Source organism: Streptomyces sp. SID4985 (assembly GCF_009863025.1).
Taxonomy (GTDB): Bacteria; Actinomycetota; Actinomycetes; order Streptomycetales; family Streptomycetaceae; genus Streptomyces.
The window spans coordinates 1-23,604 of record NZ_WWIR01000314.1; the positions used below are offsets into that span (position 1 = coordinate 1).

The following is a 23,604-nucleotide window of genomic DNA, read 5'->3' on the forward strand; positions in this document are numbered from 1 at the left end:
CCGTGGTGGCGAGGGCCAGATGGCGGGCCCGCTCGATCGGGTCCGAGGCGGCCGTGGACAGTGCCGCGTGCGCGGCCCGCCGCTCGGGCGCCGGGGCCTCGGCGTACAGCGCGGCGGAGATCAGCGGATGCGCGAACCGTACGGCCGGGGCCTCCGGTTCGGTGGCGAGCAGCCCGAGTTCGGCCGCCTGGGCGCACTCGGCCTCGGCGTTCTCCCGGCCCGCCGCGTGCAGCAGCGCCGTGGTGGGCCGGGCGCCCGCGCTCGCCACGAGCAGGGTGCGGCGCGCCTCCACCGAGAGCATGTCCAGACGGCTGAGCACCAGCGCGCGCAGCGAGGTCGGCACCGGCAGTGGCTCGCCGGGGCGCGGCGGGGTCGGGCTGTCGGCGAGGGCACGGCCCAGCTCCAGGGCGAACAGCGGATTGCCGCCGCTGGTGCGGTGGATCTCGCGCACCGTGGAGCGGGGCAGCGCGCCGTGACCCCGGTGGTCGAGCAGCCGGGCCACCTGGGCGCGGCCCAGTGGACCGAGCCGGAGCGCGGCGGTGCCCGGCGGACAGGCGCGCAGATGGCGGTCGTACTCCTGGGAGTCCGAGCCCTCCGTGCGCACCGCGCACAGCATCTGCACCGGGGTGCCCTCCAGCCTGCGGGCGGCGAAGCCGAGCAGTTCCGCGCTGGCCGGGTCGAGCCACTGGAGGTCGTCGGCGACCACCAGCACCGGGCCCTGCGTGGCGAGCGCGCGCAGCGCGGAGAGCACCGCGAGCCGCAGGGCGAGGCCGTCGCGCTGGAGGCTGGACTCGCCCCGTCCGGTGAGCGCCGACTCCAGGGCGGTCAGCTGGGCCGCGGGCAGCCGGGGCGCGATCTCGTCGAGCACCAGTCCGAAGAGGTCGGCGAGGGCGAGGAAGGGCAGATGCGATTCGGACTCCGTCGCCGAGCAGCGCAACACGGTGCGCGCGTGCGCCCCGTATTCCTCGGCCAATGCCCGCAGCACGGTCGACTTTCCTATTCCGGCGGGGCCGTGCAGCAGCACACTGCCCCCGGAGCCGAGATGGTCCTTCGCGGCCGCGAACAGGTCCTCGTGGCCGATGACCAGGTCGGGGCGGCATCGAGCAGGCTCCTGGAAGTCCCGTCGCACGGTCGCCGCTCCCCTCGTGTCGTGTCCTGGCCAAATTCTAGGCAACAGAGCCCCGAATTCGGCCGGAAGTGGAGGTGAGGGAAATTACAACTCACCCCAAATTCAAACAGGCCGGAGAACTTCCCCGAGGGTACTGCCGCAGGGCGCTCTGGGGGAGATGTCCCCTGGGGCCGCACTTGCGCCGGGTCACTGTCATCGCGTCTGCCGCCGCAGCGTTGCCCCTGCGGCCCGGCCCTTCGTGCCCGTTCACCTCGCAGGTGGGTTGTGGGGAACAGGAGTTTGTGTGTCGAATGGGTGACCTTGGTGGGTGATGGTCGTTGGGTGTAGTGGCGGTGACTTCGGGCCGGGAGGAGATGGGGTGGGCGGGCTGCGGGAGGTGGCTGCGCCGTTCGTGGTGCCCGCGCCCTCGGGTGTCGCGCTCCGGGATCGGCTCAAGCGCCTGAGCGCGGAGGACGAGAGGGTGCTGCGGCTGGTGGGTGACCATCTCGGCAGCCTTGCCTCGAGTGACCTGAAGGCGCGGTGTACGGCCGGGCTGGGCCACGCCAGTGATCGGTGGGCGGAGCGGAAGCGTGTGCTCACGGCGGAGTCGTCGTCGCGGTGGGCGGGGTCGCTCACGAAGGCCACGCACGATCAGTGGGCTCTGGCCCGGCGTGCCCAGCTCGCGCATGTGCGGGGTTTGGAGGCGGGGGCGCGTGCGGTCGCGCACCGGTTGTCTCTGCCGGTCGGGGAGAAGGGCAGCGGGCGGGCGCCGGGTGGTTACCGTTCGCGGCGGGAGTGGCATGCGAAGTCCCGTCGCCTGCGCGTGCTGGAGGACCGGCTGCGGTCGGCGCGGGCGGACTGGGAGGCGGGTGTGGTGCGGGTGGTGCGGGGCGGGAAACGGCTGCTGAACTCCCGCCACCACCTCGACGCGGCCGGTCTCACCGAGCAGGGGTGGCGGGAGCGGTGGCGGGCCGCACGCCGGTTTCTCGCCGCGGACGGGGAGTCGGGCAAGCGGTACGGCAACGAGACGATCCGCATCAGCCCGGACGGCGAGGTCAGCATCAAGCTTCCCGCGCCGCTCGCGCACCTGGCGAATGCCCCGCACGGCCGGTACGTGCTGAGCGCGCGGGTGGTGTACGCGCACCGGGGTGAGCAGTGGCGTGACCGTGTCACAGCGAACCGGGCGGTCGCCTACCGCATCCACGAGGACACCGTTCGCGGCCGCTGGTATCTCACCGCCTTGTGGAGCCTGCCCGCCGTGACGGTGCTGCCGCTGACCGCCGCCCGCACGCGCGGGCTGATCGGCGTGGACATGAACGCCGACCACCTTGCCGCCTGGCGGCTGGACGCCCACGGCAACCCGGTCGGGGCGCCGAGGACGTTCGGTTACGACCTGTCCGGCACCGCCTCCCACCGCGACGCCCAACTCCGCCACGCGCTGATCCGGCTGGTGCACTGGGCCGAAGACAACGGTCTGGCGATCGCGGTCGAAGATCTCGACTTCACCGCCGAGACCACCCGCGAAAAGTACGGTCGCAAGAAGCGGTTTCGTCGGCTGGTCTCCGGGATGCCCACCTCCAGGCTGCGGGCCCGGCTCGTCGGCATGGCGGCCGAACGCGGCATCCCCCTGATCGCCGTCGACCCCGCCTACACCTCCCGGTGGGGTGCCCAGCACTGGCAGAAACCCCTCACCAGCAAGAACCGCACACCCACGCGCCACCACGCGGCGGCGGTGGCGATCGGACGACGCGCTCTGGGGCACCCGATCCGGCGACGGAAGGCACCGCCCCGCCATCACCGGAGCGATGATGGCGGGCATCGGACCGTCCAGGCCGGACCAGGTGCCCCGGGGCGTGAGGAACCCCGCCCCCGCGTTCCCGGACCACGGACACGATCCGTACGCGCCGGACGCGGAGCGAAAGCGGGCGACCAGCGTGCCCAACACCGTTCGGGACACGCGGCTGAGCACGAGACCTGGCAACAGGACTTACTCCCACTCAGTTTCCAGGAACGGTATCGAGACCCGCATCACGACAACGAGCCGCCCGGCAATGGCCCGGGACGCGGGAGTTCCGCCCGATTCGGCGGACGACCGCAGCCGCGAGGAGGACACGGATGACGACGCCGACGGAGCTGTTCCGGAGCGCCCGCGATTTCCTGCTGGAGAACCGGGAGGACTACCAGGCCGCCTACGAGGGCTTCCGCTGGCCCCGGCCCGAGCACTTCAACTGGGCCCTGGACTGGTTCGACGTGATCGCGGAGGGCAACGACCGCACCGCACTGCACATCGTCGAGGAGGACGGCACCGAGACCCGGCTCTCCTTCGCGGACCTGGCCACCCGCTCGTCCCGGGTGGCGAACCATCTGCGCGAGCGGGGCGTCGCCGCCGGTGACCGTGTCCTCGTCATGCTCGGCAACCAGGCCGAGCTGTGGGAGACCATGCTCGCCGCGATGAAGCTGCGCGCGGTGGTCATCCCGGCCACCCCGCTGCTCGGCCCCGCCGACCTGCGCGACCGGGTCGGCCGCGGCGAGGTCAAGCATGTGGTCGTACGAGCCGCCGACACCGCCAAGTTCGCGGAGGTGCCCGGGACTTACACCCGGATCTCGGTCGGCGGGCTGCCCAAGGAGGGCTGGGAGCCGTACGAGGACGCGTACACCGCCACGCCCGAGTTCGTGCCGGACGGACCGACCCTCGCCGACGACCCGCTGATGCTGTACTTCACCTCGGGCACCACCGCCCAGCCCAAGCTGGTCGAGCACACCCACACCTCGTACCCGGTCGGCCACCTCGCCACCATGTACTGGATCGGCCTGAAGCCCGGCGACGTGCACCTCAACATCTCCTCGCCCGGCTGGGCCAAGCACGCCTGGTCCAACCTGTTCGCGCCGTGGAACGCCGAGGCGACCGTCTTCGTCGTCAACTACAGCCGTTTCGACGCCAGTCGGCTGATGACGGAGATGGACGGGGCCGGGGTCACCACCTTCTGCGCGCCGCCCACCGTGTGGCGGATGCTCATCCAGGCCGACCTCACCCAGCTCGCCACGAAGCCACGGGAGGCGGTCGCCGCCGGGGAACCCCTCAACCCCGAGGTCATCGAACAGGTGCGGCGCGCCTGGGGCGTCACCGTCCGGGACGGCTTCGGGCAGACCGAGACCGCCGTCCAGATCGCCAACAGCCCCGGCCAGGAACTGCGTTCGGGCTCGATGGGTCGCCCCGGACCCGGCTACCGCATCGAACTCCTCGACCCGGTGACCGGCGCCCCCGGCGCCACCGAGGGCGAGATCGCGCTCGACCTGTCCGAGCGCCCGGTGGGCCTGATGACCGGCTACCACGGCGACCCGGAGCGCACGGACGAGGCGATGGCGGGCGGCTACTACCGCACGGGGGACATCGGCTCGCGGGACAAAGACGGATATCTCACGTATGTCGGGCGCGCGGACGATGTTTTTAAAGCGTCGGACTACAAGATCAGCCCCTTCGAGCTGGAGAGCGCCCTCCTGGAGCACGAGGCGGTCGCCGAGGCCGCCGTGGTGCCCGCGCCGGACGAACTCCGGCTCGCCGTACCGAAGGCGTACATCGTGCTCGCCGAGGGCTGGGAGCCCGGACCCGGCACCGCGAAGGCCCTCTTCGAGCACTCCCGTGAGGTGCTCGCGCCCTACAAGCGGCTGCGCAGGCTGGAGTTCGGCGCGCTGCCCAAGACCATCTCCGGCAAGATCCGCCGCATCGAACTGCGCGAGGCCACGGCCGAGGGCTCGGAGAACGAGTACCGCGAGGAGGACTTCCGGTGACCGCTGCCCTGTCGTACACGCACGGCTCGTACACGCACGGCACGGGCGACACCGCCCTGCTCGGCGACACCATCGGCGCGAACCTCCGCCGTACGGCGTCCACGTGGCCGAACCGGGAAGCCCTGGTCGACGTGCCCTCCGGACGGCGCTGGACCTACGCCGAATTCACCGCCGACATCGACCGGTTGGCGTGCGCGCTGCTCGCGAGCGGGGTGGCCAAGGGCGACCGGGTCGGCGTCTGGGCGGTCAACTGCCCCGAGTGGATGCTCGTGCAGTACGCCACCGCCCGCATCGGTGCCGTGATGGTCAACATCAACCCGGCCTACCGCACCCACGAGGTCGAGTACGTCCTCAACCAGGCGGGCATCTCGCTGCTGTTCGCGACCCCGGCCCACAAGACCAGCGACTACCGGGCCATGGTGGAGGAAGTGCGCGGCAGGTGCCCCGAGTTGCGGGAGGCGGTGTACTTCGGGGAGCCCGGGTGGGAGGAGTTCGCCGCGCGGGGCGAGCGGCTGGACGTGACCGAACTGGACGCCCGTGACGCCGAGTTGTCCTGCGACGACCCGATCAACATCCAGTACACCTCGGGCACGACCGGCTTCCCGAAGGGAGCCACCCTCTCCCACCACAACATCCTCAACAACGGTTATTTCGTGGGGGAGTCGATCTCCTACACGGAGCAGGACCGGGTCTGCGTGCCGGTGCCCTTCTACCACTGCTTCGGCATGGTGATGGGCAACCTGGCGGCCACCTCGCACGGCGCCTGCATCGTGATCCCGGCCCCGTCCTTCGAGCCGAAGGCCACCCTGGAGGCGGTCCAGCGGGAGCGCTGCACGTCGCTGTACGGCGTACCCACCATGTTCATCGCCGAGTTGAACCTTCCGGACTTCGCGGAGTACGACCTCTCCACCCTGCGCACCGGCATCATGGCGGGCTCTCCCTGCCCGGTCGAGGTGATGAAGCGGGTCGTCGCGGAGATGCACATGGCCGAGGTCTCCATCTGCTACGGCATGACCGAGACCTCGCCCGTCTCCCTCCAGACCCGCGTGGACGACGACCTGGAGCACCGCTGCGGCACCGTCGGCCGCGTCCTGCCCCACCTGGAGGTGAAGGTCGTCGACCCGGCCAGGGGTGTCACCCAACCCCGGGGAACGGCCGGTGAGTTGTGCACCCGTGGCTACAGCGTGATGCTCGGCTACTGGGACGAGCCCGAGCGCACCGCCGAGGCGATCGACGCGGGGCGCTGGATGCACACCGGGGACCTCGCGGTCATGCGGGAGGACGGGTACGTCGAGATCGTCGGCCGTATCAAGGACATGATCATCCGGGGCGGGGAGAACATCTACCCGCGCGAGATCGAGGAGTTCCTCTACGGTCACCCCAAGATCCGCGACGTCCAGGTGGTCGGCGTCCCCCACGAGCGTTACGGCGAGGAGGTCCTCGCGTGCGTCGTCCCGCACGACCCGGCGGACCCGCTCACCCTGGAGGAACTGCACGCGTACTGCCGGGACCGGCTCGCCCACTACAAGATCCCGAGCCGTCTCCAGATCCTGGAGGCGTTTCCGATGACCGTCTCGGGCAAGGTGCGGAAGGTGGAGCTGCGGGAGACGTACGGGGAGCTTCGCGGGGACTGAGCGGGGTCGTACGGAGCGGTGTCGCTCCGGCATCCCGTGGGGCGCGGCCACCCCCGTGGCCCGACCGGCCGGGCCGCGCCCCACGAGTCCCCCGTGCGGGGCCTCGCCGCCCCCGTCCCGGCGGGCCCCGCGTGGTCGTAATCTGCCCGGCGCGGAGGGCGGTTGAAGCATTCTCGGGCGGGTTCAGAGGTTGATTTGAGGTTGGCCCGGTCCGTCGTCGCGCGGGGCGTTGTCAGTGGCGTGTGTCACGCTCCGCGCATGGGATTCTTCGACGAGCTGGTCCTGCCGGAAGAGCCGGTCGAGGCGGGTGCCGTACTGGCCGGACTGCGGCCGCCGAACGCGGACGACGGGCGGTACGCCCCGCCCGTGGACCGGTATGCGCCGGTGCGCGTTCCCCAGGCCGAACCGGTCGGGTCCGGGCCGGAGACCCGGGTGCTGCTGACCGGCTGGTCCGTGTGGCCCCGGTCGGTCACCCTGCACCTGGCGGTCTTCCGCCGGACCCGACGGCAGGACGCGTCGGCACGACGGCAGTCCGGCCTCCGGGTGGGCCTGCTCCTGTCCGACGGGCGCCGGGTGACCTCCCTGGACGGCACCACGACGCGCCGGATCACCTACACCGGTCCGCAGGGCGAGACGCGAGTGGCCCAGACGGATCAGGCGATCGGCCTGATACCGCTGGACCCGGGACTCCGCCCCTCCCTCTTCAAGACCGACGTGGACCTCTATCTGCCGGAGCTGCCGCCGCCCGGACAGACCGAGCTGGTGGTCGAGTGGCCCGACGAGGCGATACCGGAGACGCGCGTCGCCGTGGACACGGACGCGCTGCGCGCGGCCGCGACGGGGGTGGTGGAGGTGTGGCCGGACCTGGTGGAACCGGAGACCGTCGACCAGCCCGCCCTGCTGTGGACGGCGACGGGAGGTCCCGCGACCTTCCTGGCCCCGCCCCTGACCCGCGACCAGATCGAGCGTCTGCGCCGCGAGGAGGAGGCCCGGCAGCGCTACGTTCCCCGCGCCGACTGGGAGGGGCTGCGGTACGACGACTGGGCGGACGCGGCGCTGATCCGCGCCCGGCTCGACGGCGGGGCCCCGCTCACCGCCTCCACCGGGCGCACCGGCACGACTCCGCTGCACCTGGCGGCCGAATGGGGTTCGGCGGAAGCGGTCGAGGTGCTCCTGGACCGGCTGGGCGACGACGCGGACGTCGACGTGCGGGACGACGACGGTCACACCCCGCTCTGGCATGCCGTGTGCGGCATGGACGAGGACCGCATCAGGCTGCTGCTCGCCGCCGGAGCGGATGCCTGGACACCCCAGTCCGGCCCCTGGTCCCCGGGCCGGCTGCTGCTGACGACGCCCCTCGCCCCGCTCGTCCGGGACCTCCCCGGCGCGGTGGAACTCTCCGAGCCGGAGAGCGCCGCCCAGCGAGCGGCGGACGCGCTGATCGCGGCCTTCGGCACGGAACCGCTGTGGACCGAGGGCCTCGGCGTCTGCTTCGTCCGCGACCTGACCGAGGACGAGGTGATCCGCCGCCTCGGCGCCGACCCCGCCGAGTGCCTCACGGAGAACCTGGACGAGGAGGACGAGGAAGAGGACGAGGAGGGGCTCGACGAACCGGACTGGGAGGAGTCCTTGCGGTACGTCGTCGTCCGGCACGTGGACGGCACCCCGGGCGGCTGCGTGATCACCCAGGACGGTTACCTGCCCAAGGACGACACGCTCCTGCGTGCCGTCTCGCCCGGCACCACCGCCTACGGCCTCTACTTCAACCCCAAGGGCGGCACGTTCGGCGCCCTGGCCCGCGACGGCGAGATCGTCCACACGGAGGAGACAGGCCACTGGCCCCTCGGCGCCGACCCGGCCCACTGGCCCTTCCGCTTCTGGCAGCTCGGCCGGACGTTCCCCTGGGGCGCCAACCATCTGGCCTACGCCTGCGCGGCGGCGGGCCTGACCATCACGGACGGCCGGAGCGCGACGGAGCGGGAAGCGCCGGGGCGGTGGGTGCGGTTGGGGTTGCCGGAGGGGTGAGGGGTGAAGGGGGAGGGGCGGGACGGGAGGGGTGAGACCGGAGGGAGAATGCCGTCATGGCTTCCCCTTCTCCCGCGTCGCGGCTGGTGGCCGCGGCCGCCAGGACTCGGCTCCGCCCCCTGGGGCTCCAGCGGCGCGGCCGGTCCCGCATCTGGCTGGACGATCACGGCTGGTGGCTGGGGCTTGTCGAGTTCCCGTCGCCCTCGTGGAGCCAGGGCAGCGGGCTGCACGTCGGAGCCATGTGGCTGTGGCAGGATCTCGACCACTTCGCGTTCCACGTCAGCGAGGAGCTGAGCGGCTCCGAGCACTATCGCAGTGACCAGCAGTTCACGCCGGTGGCGGACGAACTCGCCCTCCACGCGCAGGACGCCGTGCAAAAGCTCCGGGACCGCTTCCCCGACCTCGAATCGGTGGCGAGTGACCTGGCCGCCCAGCCGGTCAGACGCGGGTGGTTCTGGGACGCATGGCACGCCGGGGTCGCCGCGGCGCTGGTCGGCAACGTCTCCCTCGCCCGGCAGCGGTTCGCCACGGTCCTCGCCGAGGAGCCGATCGCCCCCTGGATGGACGACGCCCAGCAGATCACGCGAGAACTCGTGGCCATGGTGGAAGACAGGAACGCCGTCAGGGCATGGGCGCTGAGCAGAATCGCCTCGAGCCGGCAACGGCTGAGCCTGAGCCCGGAACCGATCGCGGAGAACTTCGGCGCCGCCGCGCGTGTGTGAGGGTTCGTAGCCCCACTCCCACGCACTCAGCTGGAGCCACCCCTCCCCGCCAGGGCTACGGCTCAGGCTCCGACAACCCCGGCCACTCGTCCGGCCCACCCCCCTGCCAGTCGATCAAGTCGCTCTCCTCGACCTCGATGCGGTCCAGGTCGGCCATGCGGAGGATCTCGATCACGTCGTCGAGGTGGGAGGCGAGGCCGAGGGTGACGTCGCCCTCGGTGACTCGGCGGGAGCCGTCGAGTGCCGGGGCGTGGACGACGATGTGGGGGTAGTGAGGTTCGGCCATGGGTCCAGCCTCCTGCCGACGGCGGGGCCGCGCACGTCGGCGCACCCCAGGCGGTGCACTCCCCGCCGCGACGGACACCGCGAGAGCGCGACGGCCACCGCAAGAGTTCGCCCAGGCTTCATCGTCCGCAGCCCCCGCACCCTTCCCTCGCACCCGCCGCCCCTCTAGCCTCGCGTCGCTCACTGTCCCTTCCGGAAAGGCAATTTGACGATGCGTCACCTTTTAGCGCGCGCGGCGAGACGGCTCGGTACGCGCACGGCCGTGGCGGCGGTCACCACCGCCCTCGCCGCGGCGGCCCCCTTCCCGGCCGTGGCGGCGACCGGCCAGGAACCGCTGTCGCGGCTCGTGGACCCGCTCCTCGGCTCCGCCAACGGCGGCAACACCTTCCCCGGCGCCACCCTGCCCCAGGGCATGATCGCCTGGTCGCCGACCAGCACCACCGGGGACCAGACCAACACCGCGGCCGCGAACGGGTACGCGTACAACACCACCCGGATACGCGGCCTGAGCCTCACGCACGTCAACGGTGCCGGATGCCACCCCGGCGCGGCGGGCGACGTACCGATCATGCCGTTCGTCGGGGACGTCACCTCCTCGCCGAGCGCCGACACCAGGGACGCGGTCTACGCGGCCAACTTCTCCCACGCCGACGAGAAGGCCGTACCCGGCCGCTACACCCTCGGCCTCGCCTCCGGCGCCTCCGCCGACCTGGCCGTGAGTCAGCGCGCCGGGGTCGCCGACTTCAGTTTCCCGGCGGACCGTCCGGCCAGCCTGCTGTTCCGCGTGTCCAACTCCCTCAACGGCAGCGAGGACGCGCACGTCGACATCGACGCCGCCCACCGCAAGGTGACCGGCTGGGTGCTCACCGGTGCGTTCTGCGGCCGTCGCGCCAACGGCGGTACCAACAACCGCAAGAGCTACTACCGCCTCCACTTCAGCGCCACCTTCGACCGGGACTTCGCCACCACCGGCACCTGGCACGACGGCACGCTCTCACCGGGCGCCACCTCGACGGACGGCGGCGAGGGGTACGCCACCGGCAACGACCGGGCCGGACGCGGCTCCGGCGGCTGGGTCGGCTTCGACACGCGCGCTGACAACGATGTCCACATGCGGATCGGCATCTCCTACGTCAGCCTCGCGGGCGCCGAGGCCAACCTCCGCCACGAGGTCGCCCCGCACGCGAGCGTGGCCGACGTGGCCGCCGCCGGGGCACGCGCCTGGGACCGCGAGCTGGGCACCGTACGAATCCAAGGCGGCACCACGGCCCGCCGTACCGCCTTCTACACGGCGCTCTACCACTCCCTCATGCAGCCCAACCTGATCAGCGACTCCGATGGCCGCTACCCGGGCATGGACCAGGCCGTGCACCGGCTCGCGCGCGGACAGCGGGCGCAGTACGGCAACTTCTCCGGCTGGGACCAGTACCGCGCCCAGATCCAGTTGCTCGCGCTGCTACGGCCCACCGTGGCGGGCGACTTCGCGCAGTCGCTGTACAACTTCGCCCGGCAGAACGGGGGAGTGTGGGACCGCTGGGTGCACATCAGCGGTGCGACCCATGTGATGACCGGCGATCCCTCGGCCGCGACCCTGGCGACCTTCTACGCCATGGGCATAAGGAAATTCGACTACAACGGCGCCTATGCCTCGCTCGTCCGCCAGGCCACCGTGCCCACCCCCGCCGACCTCTCGGACGCGGGCTGCCCCGGCCAGTGCGAGGGCCAACGACCGAACCTGGGCCAGTACTTGACCTCGCACTACGCCGCCCAGGACGTGTGCCACTGCTGGGGCGGCGCCGCCGAGACCCTGGAGGACTCGGTCGCGGACTTCGGACTCGCGCGGTGGGCGACGCTGCTCGGCCGCGCCGAGGACGCCAAGTCCTTCACGGCGCGCGCCGGTTACTGGCGCAACGTCTTCAACCCGGACACCGGCTACATCCAGGCCCGCCGCCTCGACGGCTCCTGGGTCACGCCGTTCAGTCCGGGCAGCGACCTCGGGTTCGCGCAGGGCACCAGCGCCACGTACACCTGGATGGTCCCGCAGGACGTCCAGGGTCTCGCCGAGGCGATGGGCGGCCGGAGCCAGGCCGAGGCCCGGCTCGACGGCTTCTTCCACAAGCCGGACGGCTCCTGGTCGGTACGCGGCGGCGACGCGCTGCGCTACGACCCCACCAACGAGCCCGGAATCCACGCTCCTTGGCTCTACAACGCCCTCGGCGCCCCCTGGAAGACCCAGGCCACCGTCCGCCAGATCCTCGACACCGTCTACACCACGGGCCCCGGCGGCCTCCCCGGCAACGACGACCTCGGCACCATGTCCGCCTGGTACGTCTTCTCCGCCCTCGGCATCTACCCCGAGACCCCGGGCCGCGCCACCCTTCTCCTCGGTGCCCCCCTCTTCCCGAAGGCGACCGTCGTCCGCCCGCACCACCGCGACCTCGTCATCACCGCCCCCGACGCCGACGACACCCACCTCTACATCGACGCCGTACGCCGCGACGGGCACCCGCTCACCCGCTCCTGGCTCGGCCCGGACGTCCTCCGCTCCGGCGGCAGACTGGACTTCCGCCTGGCCACGGCACCCAACACCACCTGGGCGACCGACGAGAGCGAGCTGCCGAAGTGACATACCGGCCCTGCGGAGTGCGGTCCGCAGGGCCGGACGGTCCACAGCGACAGCCACTGGCCTCCGCCCCCGCACCCTCCGTTAAGGTCATGACCGAACGGCAGGGGCACGCCACGCCGGCCGGCCGCACTGCGCGATCCACCACGTCAGGGGGCACCCGTGCGACTGAGAGCGGAGTTCACCACCGAACCCTTCGACCTGGACGAGGCCCCCGCGCACGCCGTGGTGGCCCGCGAGGTCATCGAGGGCGCCGGGCTCGACGCCGTCGACGTGGGGCCGTTCGGCAACACGGTCGAGGGCAGCGCCGACGGGGTGCTCGCCGCCCTGGACGAGGTGCTGCGCCGCACCCTCGGCGCGGGCGCCACCCGGATCTCCCTCCAGGTCAACGTGATCGGCGCCGAGGAGCAGGGCAGATGACCCCCGCCCCGGACGAGCCCTTCATCGCGGCCGTGAAACCGCTGGTCGACGCCATGGGCGGACGGCTCCTCCCGCCGGACGAGGCGGGCCCCGACGACGTGGTCCTCGCCTGGGAGGGCGCCGACGTCGTCGCCGTACGGCTGCCGCAGCTCGCGGACTCCCTGGACCACATCCTCGCCGCCATGGAGCGCGCGCGGGGCTGCCCGCTGGCCGACCTGGACCGCAAGGCCAAGCAGGAGGTCGTACGGACACTGGAGGCGCGGGGTGCCTTCGCCGTACGGCACGGGGTGGAGACCGTGGCCGGGGCGCTCGGCGTCAGCCGCTTCACCATCTACAACTACCTCAACCGGGAGAAGGGCCGCTGAGGGCCTCGGGCGGAGAGGCTTGGGCAGAGGGGCACGGGCAGAAGGGCTCGGGCGGCCTTCCGGGCCCTGTTAACCCGGAATTTTCAACAAAGTGTTGACGTGCCGTCGCCGTCAGGCGTTAGCTGACCGCACCTCGTCCGGCACGACGGCCCATGCGGCCACGGAGGCGCCCGTGACTTCGCCAGCGACACCCCCGGGCCTGGCCCGGTTCAACGCCCTGGAGGAACGCGCGGCCCGCGCCGCCCTCCACGAGGTCTGCGCCTCCGCCGAGTGGGGCCGCCGGCTGCTCGCCGCCCGGCCGTACGCCACCCCGGACGAGCTGTACGCCGCCGCCGACACCGCCCTCGCGGAGCTGGACGAGCCCGGCCTCACGGAGGCCATCGCGGGCCACCCCCCGATCGGCCGCCCCAAGCCCGGCGACCCCGCCTCCGCCCGGGAACAGCGCGGCATGGCGGGCGCCTCCGACGACCTGCGCGCGGAGATGCTGGACCTGAACCTCGCCTACCAGGAACGGTTCGGCCATGTCTTCCTCATCTGCGCCACCGGACTGACCGCCGAGCGGATGCGCGACGCGCTGAAGGAGCGGATCGGCAACGCTCCGGAGCGCGAGAGGGAGATCGCCCGCGCCGAACTGGGCAGGATCAACCGCATTCGGCTGACCCGCCTCGTCGCCAAGGACGCGTGAACCATGCCCACGACCTCCGTCTCCACCCATGTCCTCGACACCGCCGCGGGCCGTCCCGCCGCGGGCATCGCCGTACGGCTCCTCGCCCGCGCCGCGCCCGACGCCGACTGGCGGGAGGCGGGCACCGGGACCACCGACACCGACGGCCGCTGCCGCGACCTGCCGGACCCGCCGGAGGGCACGGTGTGGGCGCGGCTGGACTTCGCCGTGGAGCCGTACCTCGCCGAAGCTCACGAACAAGCCGAAGCCCAGGAGCAAGAGGCCGCCTTCTTCCCCGAAGTGACCGTCACCTTCGCCGTACGACCCGGCGAGCACTACCACGTACCGCTGCTGCTCAGCCCGTTCGGCTACTCCGTATACCGAGGGAGTTAGCACCATGGCAGACGCATCCCGCCCCGCCGGTCCCGCCCTCCTGGGGCAGAACCAGTACGGCAAGGCCGAGAACCGGGTCGTCCGGATCACCCGGGACGGCACCACCCACCACATCAAGGACCTCAACGTCTCCGTCACGCTCAGCGGCGAGATGGACGAGGTCCACTACTCCGGCTCCAACGCCAACGTCCTGCCGACCGACACCACCAAGAACACGGTGTACGCCTTCGCCAAGAAGCACGGCATCGAGTCCGCCGAGGCCTTCGGCATCCTCCTCGCCCGGCACTTCGTCACCTCGCAGGAGGCGATCGGCAGGGCGCGTATCCGTATCGAGGAGTACGCCTGGGAGCGGATCGCGCTGCCCGGCGCCCCCGAGGGCGGCCACTCCTTCGTCCGCAAGGGCCAGGAGACCCGGCTCGCCCAGATCACGTACGACGGCTCGGCGTGGGAGGTCGTCTCGGGCCTCGCGGACCTGGTGGTGCTGAACTCCACCGACTCCGAGTTCTGGGGGTACGCCAAGGACGAGTACACCACCCTGCCCGAGGCCCACGACCGCGTGCTGGCGACCGAGGTCACCGCCCGCTGGCGGTACGGCTGGACCGGCGAGGGCAAGACCCCCGACTGGGACGTGTCGTACGAGGAGGCCCGGCGCCGGTTGCTGGAGGCATTCGCCGGGACGTACTCGTACTCCCTCCAGCAGACCTTGTTCGCCATGGGTTCCCGGGTGCTGGAGACGCGTGACGAGATCGACGAGATCCGGCTCTCCCTGCCGAACAAGCACCACTTCCTGGTCGACCTCGCACCCTTCGGGCTGACCAACGACAACGAGGTGTACCTCGCCGCCGACCGGCCCTACGGCCTCATCGAGGCGACCGTCCTGCGGGAGGGGCGCGAGGCCGCGATCCCGGTGGACCTCACCAATCTCTGAGCCGTCCCCGAGCCGTCTCTGAGCCACCCCCGACCCAACTTTGAGCAACCTCCGAGCGCAAAGGACGCACCGTGGCAGCAGTCGAGCGCATCGTCATCGAGAACTGCGCGATCGCGACCGTCGACGCGGACGGCACCGAGTACGCCTCGGGACACCTGGTCCTCGCGGGCGACCGGATCGAATCCGTCGGCGCGGGCCCGGCACCCGAGGGGCTGTCGGACGTCACCCGGCGCATCGACGCCACCGGGCACCTGGCGACCCCCGGCCTGGTCAACACCCACCACCACTTCTACCAGTGGCTCACCCGGGGCCTGGCCACCGACCACAACCTCTTCGACTGGCTGGTCGCGCTCTACCCGACCTGGGCGTGCCTGGACGAGGACATGGTCCGTACGGCCGCTCAGGGCTCCCTCGCGATGATGGCGCGCGGGGGTGTCACCACGGCGATGGACCACCACTACGTGTATCCGCGCGGCACCGGCGACCTGTCCGGGGCGATCATCGGGGCCGCCCGCGAGACCGGCGTGCGCTTCACCCTGGCCCGGGGCTCGATGGACCGGGGCGAGTCGGACGGCGGACTGCCCCCGGACTTCGCGGTGGAGACCCTGGACGACGCGCTGGCGGCCACGGAGGCGACGGTGCGGGAGCACCACGACTCCTCCTTCGGCGCCCTGACCCAGGTCGCCGTGGCCCCCTGCTCCCCCTTCTCCGTGTCGACCGAACTGATGCGTCAGGGAGCCGAGTTGGCGCGCTCGCTCGGCGTGCGGCTGCACACCCACGGCTCGGAGACGGTGGAGGAGGAGAAGTTCTGCCACGAGCTGTTCGGGATGGGCCCGACCGACTACTTCGAGTCCACCGGCTGGCTCGGCGAGGACGTGTGGATGGCGCACTGCGTCCACATGAACGACGCCGACATCGCCGCCTTCGCCCGCACCGGCACGGGCGTCGCCCACTGCCCCTCCTCCAACGCCCGCCTCGCGGCGGGCATCGCGCGCGTCCCCGACATGCTCCGGGCGGGCGTCCCGGTCGGCCTCGGCGTGGACGGAACGGCGTCCAACGAGTCCGGCGAACTCCACACCGAACTGCGCAACGCCCTCCTCGTCAACCGTCTCGGCCCCCACCGCGAGTCCGCCCTCACCGCCCGCCAGGCTCTGCGCCTGGGCACCTTCGGCGGTGCCCAGGTCCTGGGCCGCGCCGGGGAGATCGGCTCCCTGGAACCGGGCAAGCTGGCCGACCTGGTCCTGTGGCGCATGGACACCCTGGCCCACGCCTCCATCGCGGACCCGGTGGCGGCGCTGGTCCTCGGCGCGGCGGCCCCGGTCACGGCGTCGTTCGTGGGCGGACGGCAGATCGTGGCGGACGGGCGGCTGGTGCACGTGGACGAGGAGGCTGTCGCCCGCGCGACCCGGGCCGAGGCGCGGCGCCTGGCGCGGATCGCCGGGCAGGCGTGAAGCGGGCTCCGACCTGCCGTCCCGCTCGGCTAGGGGGTGTCTCCCCGATCTTCGCGGGCCCGCGGCGTCTGGCACGGCACCTCGCCGCACGGCCGAACCGCCCAAGTACGTCCAGTACGAGGACGACTCGACCGCACACCGAGGCACCGCACCAGACGCCGCGGGCTGATCCACGAAGATCGAAGAGACACCCCCTAGAGCCCGAACAGGGCCGGGTCCGCGGCCAGTTCCTTGAACACCTCGCGCGGGTCCGTGACCAGCTTCCGCTTCTCCAAGTCCATCAGGCCGCCCACGGCGGTGACTTCGGCGGCGAGGGTGCCGTCGAGCTTGCGTATCTCCTGGCGGATGCGGAAGGTCTTGCCGTCGGTCCACTCGAACGCGCAGGTGATGTCGACCTCGTCCCCGGCGAGCAGTTCGCGCCGGAAGCGGATCGTGGTCTCCAGGGCGACCGGCCCTACGCCTCGGCCGACCAGCCGCGCCTGGCTGATACCGGCGGCGTGGAGCAGGGACCAGCGGGCGTGCTCGCCGTAGTTGAGGTAGACCGCCTGGTTGAGGTGGCCCTGGGTGTCGGTCTCGTAGCCTCGGACGGTCACACGGACGGAAAACGGTTCGGACACTGCTTCCCCTTGTCGCGTCGCACTTCTCCGGTCACCCGATCTTGGCACGCGGCTCACACCCGGCGCGGGGATGCCAGCAGATAGCGCACGCGGGTACGGGGCTCGGTGCACACGCCGGGCTGCCAGCCCGCCTCTTCCAGCGTGGCCGCGCAGGCGCGCAGTGTCTCCTCGTCCGGGGCGTACACGGCGACCGCCTCCGGCTGCGGGGTGGCGCGCACCCGGTAGCCGGGTATCCCGTCGCCCTCGGGCCGGTGCCCGGCCGCCTCCAGGGCGAGCGCGGCAGCCCGCACGAGGTGACTCCGCTCCCACGCGCAGGGCCGGTCCGTCGCCCCGTCCCGGTTGGTCATCCGCCGCATCTCGAGCAGCCCCTGCCAGGCCCCGCGCACCTCGCGCAGCCGGGCGGGACCGGATGCGACGGTCCCGTTCTCACCCCCGACCCGGGCCGCGAAGACCCCGCCGGAAGCGGGCGCTTCCGGGGCCGCGGGCGGCTCCTTCTCCCGTATCCGCTGCCCCGCCGGAGTCAGGAAGTGATCGTGCGGCGGCCTCGGATGCCGGAAGGCCAGCCCCCGCTTCACCAGCGCGGCGAGCTGCGCCTCCGTCCCCCGCAGCCGCCCCGTCTCCGGATCGGCCCCCTCGACGAGCCGCCGCTGCGCGGCACTCGGCGGTCCTCCCACGACCGGCTCCCTCCGCTCGCACCCGAACCGGACCCGCCCCCACGGCGGACCCATTTCCGAAGCGTACGGCGGGGGTCTGACAACGCTGACGACGCCGACAACGCTGACAGTGCCGCCCGGCTACTGCCGGTACCCGCTCAGGAACCGTCCGATCCGGCCGATCGCCGCCTCCAGGTCGTCCGCGTGGGGGAGGGTGAGGATGCGGAAGTGGTCGGGGGTGGGCCAGTTGAAGCCGGTGCCCTGGACCACCTGGATCTTCTCGCGGAGGAGGAGGTCGAGGACGAAGCGTTCGTCGTCGTGGATCTTGTGGACCTTGGGGTCGAGGCGGGGGAAGGCGTACAGGGCGCCCTTGGGTTTCACGCAGGACACGCCGGGGATCTCGTTCAGCTTCTCCCAGGCGACGTTGCGCTGCTCGTGGAGGCGCCCGCCGGGGGCGGTGAGGTCGCGGATGGACTGGCGGCCGCCGAGCGCGGCCTGGATGGCGTACTGCGCGGGCGCGTTGGCGCACAACCGCATGGAGGCCAGCATGGTCAGGCCCTCCAGGTAGTTCCTCGCGTGCTGCTTGGGTCCGGTGACCACCAGCCAGCCGGAGCGGAAACCCGCCACCCGGTAGGTCTTGGACAGGCCGCAGAAGGTGAGGACGACCAGGTCGGGGGCGAGGGCGGCGGCCGAGTGGTGCACGGCGCCGTCGTAGAGGATCTGGTCGTAGATCTCGTCGGCGAAGACCATGAGGCCGTGGCGGCGGGCCAGGTCGAGGACGCCCTCGACGATCTCCTTCGGGTACACCGCGCCGGTCGGGTTGTTCGGGTTGATGATGACCAGGGCCTTGGTGCGGTCCGTGATCTTGGATTCCATGTCGGCGAGATCGGGGGTCCAGTCGGCCTGCTCGTCGCAGATGTAGTGGACCGCCTTGCCGCCGGCCAGCGTGGTCACCGCCGTCCACAGCGGGAAGTCCGGGGCCGGGATCAGGATCTCGTCGCCGTCCTCGACCAGGGCCTGGACAGCCATGGAGACCAGTTCCGAGACGCCGTTGCCGAGGAACACGTCGTCGACGTCCACCTCCAGGCCCAGGTCCTGGTAGCGCTGGGCGACGGCGCGGCGGGCGGAGAGGATGCCGCGCGAGTCCGTGTAGCCGTGCGCCTGCGGGAGCATCCGGATCATGTCCTGGAGGATCTCCTCCGGCGCCTCGAAGCCGAACACGGCCGGGTTGCCGGTGTTCAGACGCAGCACACTGTGCCCCGCCTCCTCCAGCGCGTCGGCGTGCTCTATCACCGGGCCACGGATCTCGTAGCAGACCTCACTGAGCTTGTTCGACTGCCGGAACTCCATGCGCCGCAACCCTTCGCCGTCTGGTGTTACTTGGTTTTACCAAGCAGGAGCTTGGAAAGTCCAACGAACTGTCTAGACTGCGTCCCATGCCACCTCGCCGACGCTACGACCAGTACTGCTCCGCGGCCCGCGCCCTCGACCTCGTCGGGGACCGCTGGACCCTGCTGATCGTCCGGGAACTGCTGGCCGGTCCGCGCCGCTACACCGATCTGCACGCCGACCTCCCCGGGGTGAGCACCGACGTACTCGCCTCCCGCCTGAAGGACATGGAGCGCGACGCCCTCGCCACCCGTCGCCGTCTCCGGCCGCCCGGCGCCGCCTACGTCTACGAACTCACCCCGCGCGGACGGGGGTTGCTGCCCGTGCTCCAGGCGCTGGGGGAGTGGGGCCGGGACGGTCTGGAGGAGCGGCGCCCCACCGACGCCGTACGCGCGCACTGGTTCGCGCTCCCTCTGCTGACCGCGCTGCGCGGAGTGAACACGGACACCGGGCCCGGAATCCTGGAAGTCGGCCTGGAGGAAGGGAACTTCCACCTGTTCATCGGTGCGGAGGACGGCCCGGTCTACGGCGAGGGACTCGCGCCCGGCGGCGCGGACGCGCGGCTCGTGATGGACGAGGGGACGTGCACGGCCGTCGTCCGGGGGGAGTTGACGGTTCCCGAGGGGATACGGGCCGGGCGGATCACCGTCACCGGCGACAGCCCGCTGGGCAAGGCGCTCCGGGAGGAGTGAGCCCCGGGAACGACCGAAGGCCCGCCACGGGGGCGGGCCTTCAGCTCCAACAGCTGGTTGCTACTGGTGACTTCAGGCGCCCGGCGGCACCCGGTACGGCCGTCCCGAGCCGCGCGTCAGCGCGTACCCGCCGATACCGGCGAGCGCGGCCAGCACGCCGCCGATCGCGGTCCACACCCAGCGGTCGGACCACCAGTTGGAGGACCAGCCGTCGTCCGGCTCGATGCCGGAGAGCACGGCCGACTTCGAACCGTCTTCCTCCGCCTGGGACTTGACCGCGATGCCCGGCACGAGCGGCTTCGACAGCGAGCCGTCGACCGCCGCCACGCCACCGATGTCCTTGGAGTCGGCGCGCACTTCGGCGTGCACCGGCTTGCCGAGGTCGGCGGAGGAGAGGTTCAGCACCGTCAGGCGGATGTAGTACGTGCCCGGCAGCGGGTCGTTCGCCCACGGGTCGGACCAGGCCCGCACCGTGCGCAGCACACAGGCCAGTTCGACCGAGGACGCGTCCTGCGCGGCGGTGCGCGAGGCCGCGCCGTACTGGCACGCCTGGCGGCGGCGCAGGCCGTCGTAGACGTCGATCTGCCAGGTCTGGGCGTCATGGGCCTGCGGCAGCTTCACCGTCGCCCGCACGGTGGGGCGCTGCCCCGCGTCCGCCGCGAACGACCAGTAGAAGTAGTCACTGGTGGAGCCGGACGCGGTGGCCGTCTGCCCCTGGTCCATCTCCGCCGCCGTACGGAACGACGTGCCCGCCTGGGTGGGCGCCTTGGCGTCGGACGACGCGTTCGGCGAGGGGGAGGAGTCGGCCGCGGCCGGGGCGGCGGCGAGCCCGAGCGCCAGGGCGGCGACACTCAACACATGGGTGAAACGCATCAGTTGGTCCTCCAGACCGCGACCCGCCAGCGCGACAGCCAGCCCCACAGCAGACCGGCGACGAAACCGGTGAGCACCAGCGCGCCCAGCAGCCACCAGCCGCGCCCGAGACCGAAGGCGGCGACGTCGTGCGCCGCGGACGGCCCGTCCACCACGTCCACCGTCAGCTCCAGCGGCAGACCCGGCGTGGTCTTCACACCCGGCGCCGCCGAGAAGGAGTTGGTGACCTGGAGGCACACCGACTCCGTGGTCGCGGTGTCGTCGTCGCTCTCCGGCTTGGGGTAGCGCAGTCCCGTGGAGACCACGTCCGTGCGGCCGGTACCGGCCGCCTCGCCGCGTACGATCTCGCGGCCGCTCGCGGTCACCGCGCGCAGCAGCACGCCGTAGTCGGGGGAGACGGCGCGGTCGTCCGCGACGCTCACCGAGGCGCGCAGCTCCTGGCCGGGCCGCACGTCGACCTTGTACCAGCGCTGCCGGCCGAACTCCTCGCGGTCGGTGAAGAGTCCGGACTTCAGCGTCGGGGCGGCGGAGCAGGAGTCGGCACCGCTGGCGGCCACCGGGGTCACCACCGGGTCGGCCGCGCGGTCCACCAACTGGCCGACGCGGTCGGACAGTTCTTCCTTGTGCTGGATGGAGGTGTAGGTGCCGCCGGTGGCGTCCGCGATGCAGCTGAGCTGGTCACGGGTCTTGGCGTCCGGCACCAGGCCCAGGGTGTCGATGGTGAGCCCGATGCCCTTGGCGGCTATCTCGCGGGCCACCTCGCACGGGTCGAGCGGCTGACAGGTGTCCTCGCCGTCACTGATCAGGACGATCCGGCGGGTGCCCTCGCCGCCCTGGAGATCGTCGGCGGCCTTCAGCAGCGCGGGGCCGATCGGGGTCCAGCCGGTCGGCGAGAGCGTGGCCACCGCAGTCTTGGCGTCGGTCCGGTCCAGCGGGCCCACCGGGTAGAGCTGTGCGGTGTCCTTGCAGCCGGTCTTCCGGTCGTTGCCCCGGTAGTTGGCGCCCAGGGTGCGGATGCCGAGTTCCACCTCCTTGGGCGTCGCGTCGAGAACCTCGTCGAACGCCTGCTTCGCCGCCGCCATTCTGGTGCCGCCGTCGATGTCGCGCGCCCGCATGGAACCGCTGACGTCCAGGACGAGTTCGACCTTCGGGGCCGCCGTCTGTGGCTCCGTCTCGTCCGCCACAGCGCCGCCGGGAAACGCGATCCCGGCTCCCAGGGCCGCGAGCAGGGCGCAGACGCCCGTCGCCAGCCGATGTCTTCTGATCATCGGCGGATCCTATTGACCGTATGCGTCGCGCTCCAAAACGAACGGGTGTGGCAGCGCCGCCCATTGGTCGCCCGGCGTCTCGGGCGAGAGCCGCATCAGCGTCAACGCCTTGGCGGGCAGCGGCTCGTCGCACAGGGCCGCCAGATCAGGCGTACGGGACAGGTGGGGCAACGCGCCCCGCAGCGCGGCGGCCAGCGCCGGACCCGAACCGGCCGTCGCGGCCAGCGCACCCGCCACCAGCGAGCCGAATAGTTTGTGCCGCAACACGTTCACGTCGTCCGAAATCAGCCGCCCGGTCAGCGCGGGCGGTGTGATGCCGTGCCGGGCCAGCCGCTCGGGGCTGATCCGGATGTCCGCCAGATCGCGGTAGACCAGCCGCAGCGGGGCGCCGTCCGCGCCCAGCACCACGAGCAGGTTCTGTCCGTGCGCCTCCAGCGCGACGCCAAGGTCCAGCAGCCGCAGCCCGGTTGTCAGCGCGAGCCGGGTGAAGGCGGTCATCCACTCGGCCGACCGGGGCAGTTCCGTCGCGGCCAGCGCCGCCACCGGCACCACACGCTCACCCGGACCCGCGTACGTCTCCGGGGACTCCCGCAACTGCGCGGCCAGGTCGGGGGAGCGGGCCGTGGCCGCGCCCAGCGCGCGGGTGACGTGCAGTAGACCGTCGGTCCGCGCGGCCAGCTCCGTCGCGAACGAGGACAGGGTGGCCGACGCCTTCACCGAGTACACGGAGATGTCCCGCACCGAGGAGGTCAGCCGGGCACTGAGCGCGGTCTTCACATGCGGGCCGCCCGGGACCGCCAGCGTGCGCAGCGCCATCAACGGGTGGGCCGCGCGCCAGGGTTCGGCCGACCGCTTCAGCACATGCGCCGCCTGCCAGGGATGCACCGGCAGCAACAGATCGCCCCCGGCCCGCAGTTCCTCGGGCCAGTCGCCCGACACCAGGCACTCCGAGGCTGGTACGGCCACCGTGCCCAGCCACACCACCGGCCGGTGCTCCGGGCCGTACGCCAGCTGGTCCGCCACCGAGAAGCCGGGCCGGGAACGGCAGTTGGGGTGGTACGGGTGGCCGTCGACCACGCGCTGCTCCCACTCCCAGTCGTGCGCGGGCCACTCCTCCCCGGACGCCTCGGCGTTCGCCCGCGACAGGGCCAGCGAGGCCACGCTGCCCGCGAGTTCGGTGGCGAAGGCGGCCGCGTGCGGCACCGCGAGGTCGGTCATCAGGCGCGCGGGGTCGTCGTAGCGCTCGCGGTCCAGCCATAGCGTGCGGACGTGGTCGCCGGTGGCGTACGGATCGGAGTGCGGGCCGCGCAGCGCCCGGCCGTCGGCCAGGCGCAGGGTGCGCCCCTCGGCGTCCGCGGCGCGGCCGGTGATCCAGGGCAGCGGCTCGTGGACCAGCGCGCGCCACAGCCGGGTCAGCACCGCCGCCCGGGCTCCCTGCAGCGCGGCCGCGTATCTGCCGAGCAGGGCGGGCCGTACGGCGGTCAGCTCCTCGGCGATCTCGGCCTCGGCAGTGGGAGAGTGGTACACGTCGGCTCCTCGGGGACGGGCAGCTCAGAGCACGATTGTCGGATACGCGAGCCATACTGAACGCGACCGGCCCCCGCACGCGAACCGGCGGACGGCGCGGTCCGCCCTCCGTCCAGGACACCGGCGACGACGCCCGTGCCCTCCGCGAGGACACCGAAGCACAACGCCCGACCGGCGC

The 23,604-nt window shown here is 72.1% G+C and carries 21 protein-coding genes; 13 read left to right on the forward strand and 8 right to left on the reverse strand.

The annotated features are described in order from the left end of the window. Nucleotides 1–1,129 (reverse strand): ATP-binding protein (locus tag GTW40_RS12740; RefSeq protein ID WP_161180282.1); only part of this gene is annotated, 1,129 nt, incomplete at its 3' end. A 358-nt stretch (nt 1,130–1,487) separates the two neighbouring features. On the opposite strand from GTW40_RS12740, the gene GTW40_RS12745 reads away from it, so the two are divergent. From GTW40_RS12745 to GTW40_RS12765, 5 genes are all read left to right on the forward strand, one after another. Next, a complete protein-coding gene (locus GTW40_RS12745; protein WP_343245674.1) occupies nt 1,488–3,227 on the forward strand; it encodes an IS200/IS605 family accessory protein TnpB-related protein in 1,740 nt (579 codons plus the stop codon). Beyond that, on the forward strand, nt 3,224–4,897 hold the full coding sequence (locus tag GTW40_RS12750; protein WP_161180283.1) for an AMP-binding protein: 1,674 nt from the start codon (nt 3,224–3,226) through the stop codon (nt 4,895–4,897). The genes GTW40_RS12745 and GTW40_RS12750 overlap by 4 nt, the downstream gene beginning before the upstream one ends. After that, a complete protein-coding gene (locus tag GTW40_RS12755) occupies nt 4,894–6,531 on the forward strand; it encodes an AMP-binding protein (protein WP_343245675.1) in 1,638 nt (545 codons plus the stop codon). The genes GTW40_RS12750 and GTW40_RS12755 overlap by 4 nt, the downstream gene beginning before the upstream one ends. 258 nt (nt 6,532–6,789) lie before the next feature. After that, nucleotides 6,790–8,556 (forward strand): ankyrin repeat domain-containing protein, encoded by a 1,767-nt coding sequence (locus GTW40_RS12760; protein WP_161180284.1) that lies wholly within the window; start codon nt 6,790–6,792, stop codon nt 8,554–8,556. Nucleotides 8,557–8,612: 56 nt separating this feature from the next. Next, nucleotides 8,613–9,278: a hypothetical protein gene (locus tag GTW40_RS12765; protein ID WP_161180285.1), complete on the forward strand. Its 666-nt coding sequence runs from the start codon at nt 8,613–8,615 to the stop codon at nt 9,276–9,278. A gap of 55 nt (nt 9,279–9,333) precedes the next feature. Here GTW40_RS12765 and GTW40_RS12770 read toward each other — a convergent pair whose 3' ends face one another. Further along, nucleotides 9,334–9,564: a hypothetical protein gene (locus GTW40_RS12770; protein ID WP_161180286.1), complete on the reverse strand. Its 231-nt coding sequence runs from the start codon at nt 9,562–9,564 to the stop codon at nt 9,334–9,336. 210 nt (nt 9,565–9,774) lie between these two features. Here GTW40_RS12770 and GTW40_RS12775 point away from each other — a divergent pair, with 210 nt between their 5' ends. From GTW40_RS12775 to GTW40_RS12805, 7 genes are all read left to right on the forward strand, one after another. After that, nucleotides 9,775–12,189, forward strand: coding sequence for a GH92 family glycosyl hydrolase (locus tag GTW40_RS12775; RefSeq protein ID WP_161180287.1), 2,415 nt, complete (start codon nt 9,775–9,777; stop codon nt 12,187–12,189). 159 nt (nt 12,190–12,348) lie between these two features. Further along, on the forward strand, nt 12,349–12,606 hold the full coding sequence (locus GTW40_RS12780; protein WP_161180288.1) for a hypothetical protein: 258 nt from the start codon (nt 12,349–12,351) through the stop codon (nt 12,604–12,606). After that, nucleotides 12,603–12,971, forward strand: a complete 369-nt coding sequence (locus GTW40_RS12785) for a helix-turn-helix domain-containing protein (RefSeq protein WP_161180289.1) — start codon at nt 12,603–12,605, stop codon at nt 12,969–12,971. Before GTW40_RS12780 ends, GTW40_RS12785 begins: the two co-directional genes overlap by 4 nt. Before the next feature lie 172 nt (nt 12,972–13,143). Then, nucleotides 13,144–13,656, forward strand: a complete 513-nt coding sequence (gene uraD, locus GTW40_RS12790; protein ID WP_161180290.1) for a 2-oxo-4-hydroxy-4-carboxy-5-ureidoimidazoline decarboxylase — start codon at nt 13,144–13,146, stop codon at nt 13,654–13,656. A gap of 3 nt (nt 13,657–13,659) precedes the next feature. After that, entirely contained in the window at nt 13,660–14,028 is a 369-nt protein-coding gene (gene uraH / locus GTW40_RS12795) for a hydroxyisourate hydrolase (protein WP_161180291.1), read from the forward strand. A 4-nt stretch (nt 14,029–14,032) separates the two neighbouring features. Further along, the gene (gene pucL, locus GTW40_RS12800) at nt 14,033–14,956 is read left to right on the forward strand and encodes a factor-independent urate hydroxylase (protein ID WP_161180292.1); all 924 of its coding nucleotides are present in this window, start codon (nt 14,033–14,035) and stop codon (nt 14,954–14,956) included. A gap of 71 nt (nt 14,957–15,027) precedes the next feature. After that, a complete protein-coding gene (locus tag GTW40_RS12805) occupies nt 15,028–16,407 on the forward strand; it encodes an 8-oxoguanine deaminase (RefSeq protein WP_161180293.1) in 1,380 nt (459 codons plus the stop codon). Between the two features lie 194 nt (nt 16,408–16,601). Here the strand turns inward: GTW40_RS12805 and GTW40_RS12810 are convergent, their stop codons facing one another. From GTW40_RS12810 to GTW40_RS12820, 3 genes are all read right to left on the reverse strand, one after another. Continuing rightward, complete coding sequence (locus GTW40_RS12810; protein WP_161180294.1) at nt 16,602–17,024, reverse strand: acyl-CoA thioesterase; 423 nt, start codon at nt 17,022–17,024, stop codon at nt 16,602–16,604. A 53-nt stretch (nt 17,025–17,077) separates the two neighbouring features. Next, nucleotides 17,078–17,698 (reverse strand): hypothetical protein, encoded by a 621-nt coding sequence (locus GTW40_RS12815; RefSeq protein WP_161180295.1) that lies wholly within the window; start codon nt 17,696–17,698, stop codon nt 17,078–17,080. 120 nt (nt 17,699–17,818) lie between these two features. Then, complete coding sequence (locus GTW40_RS12820; protein ID WP_161180296.1) at nt 17,819–19,027, reverse strand: pyridoxal phosphate-dependent aminotransferase; 1,209 nt, start codon at nt 19,025–19,027, stop codon at nt 17,819–17,821. Nucleotides 19,028–19,113: 86 nt separating this feature from the next. Here GTW40_RS12820 and GTW40_RS12825 point away from each other — a divergent pair, with 86 nt between their 5' ends. After that, the gene (locus GTW40_RS12825; protein WP_161180297.1) at nt 19,114–19,758 is read left to right on the forward strand and encodes a helix-turn-helix domain-containing protein; all 645 of its coding nucleotides are present in this window, start codon (nt 19,114–19,116) and stop codon (nt 19,756–19,758) included. A 72-nt stretch (nt 19,759–19,830) separates the two neighbouring features. On the opposite strand, the gene GTW40_RS12830 is transcribed toward GTW40_RS12825, so the two are convergent. From GTW40_RS12830 to GTW40_RS12840, 3 genes are read right to left on the reverse strand one after another with little or no spacing between them, the layout of a single operon-like run. Then, on the reverse strand, nt 19,831–20,631 hold the full coding sequence (locus GTW40_RS12830; protein ID WP_161180298.1) for a hypothetical protein: 801 nt from the start codon (nt 20,629–20,631) through the stop codon (nt 19,831–19,833). Further along, the gene (locus GTW40_RS12835) at nt 20,631–21,899 is read right to left on the reverse strand and encodes a VWA domain-containing protein (RefSeq protein WP_161180299.1); all 1,269 of its coding nucleotides are present in this window, start codon (nt 21,897–21,899) and stop codon (nt 20,631–20,633) included. The genes GTW40_RS12830 and GTW40_RS12835 overlap by 1 nt, the downstream gene beginning before the upstream one ends. 9 nt (nt 21,900–21,908) lie before the next feature. Beyond that, nucleotides 21,909–23,426: an IucA/IucC family protein gene (locus GTW40_RS12840; RefSeq protein ID WP_161180300.1), complete on the reverse strand. Its 1,518-nt coding sequence runs from the start codon at nt 23,424–23,426 to the stop codon at nt 21,909–21,911. Nucleotides 23,427–23,604: the final 178 nt, after the last annotated feature.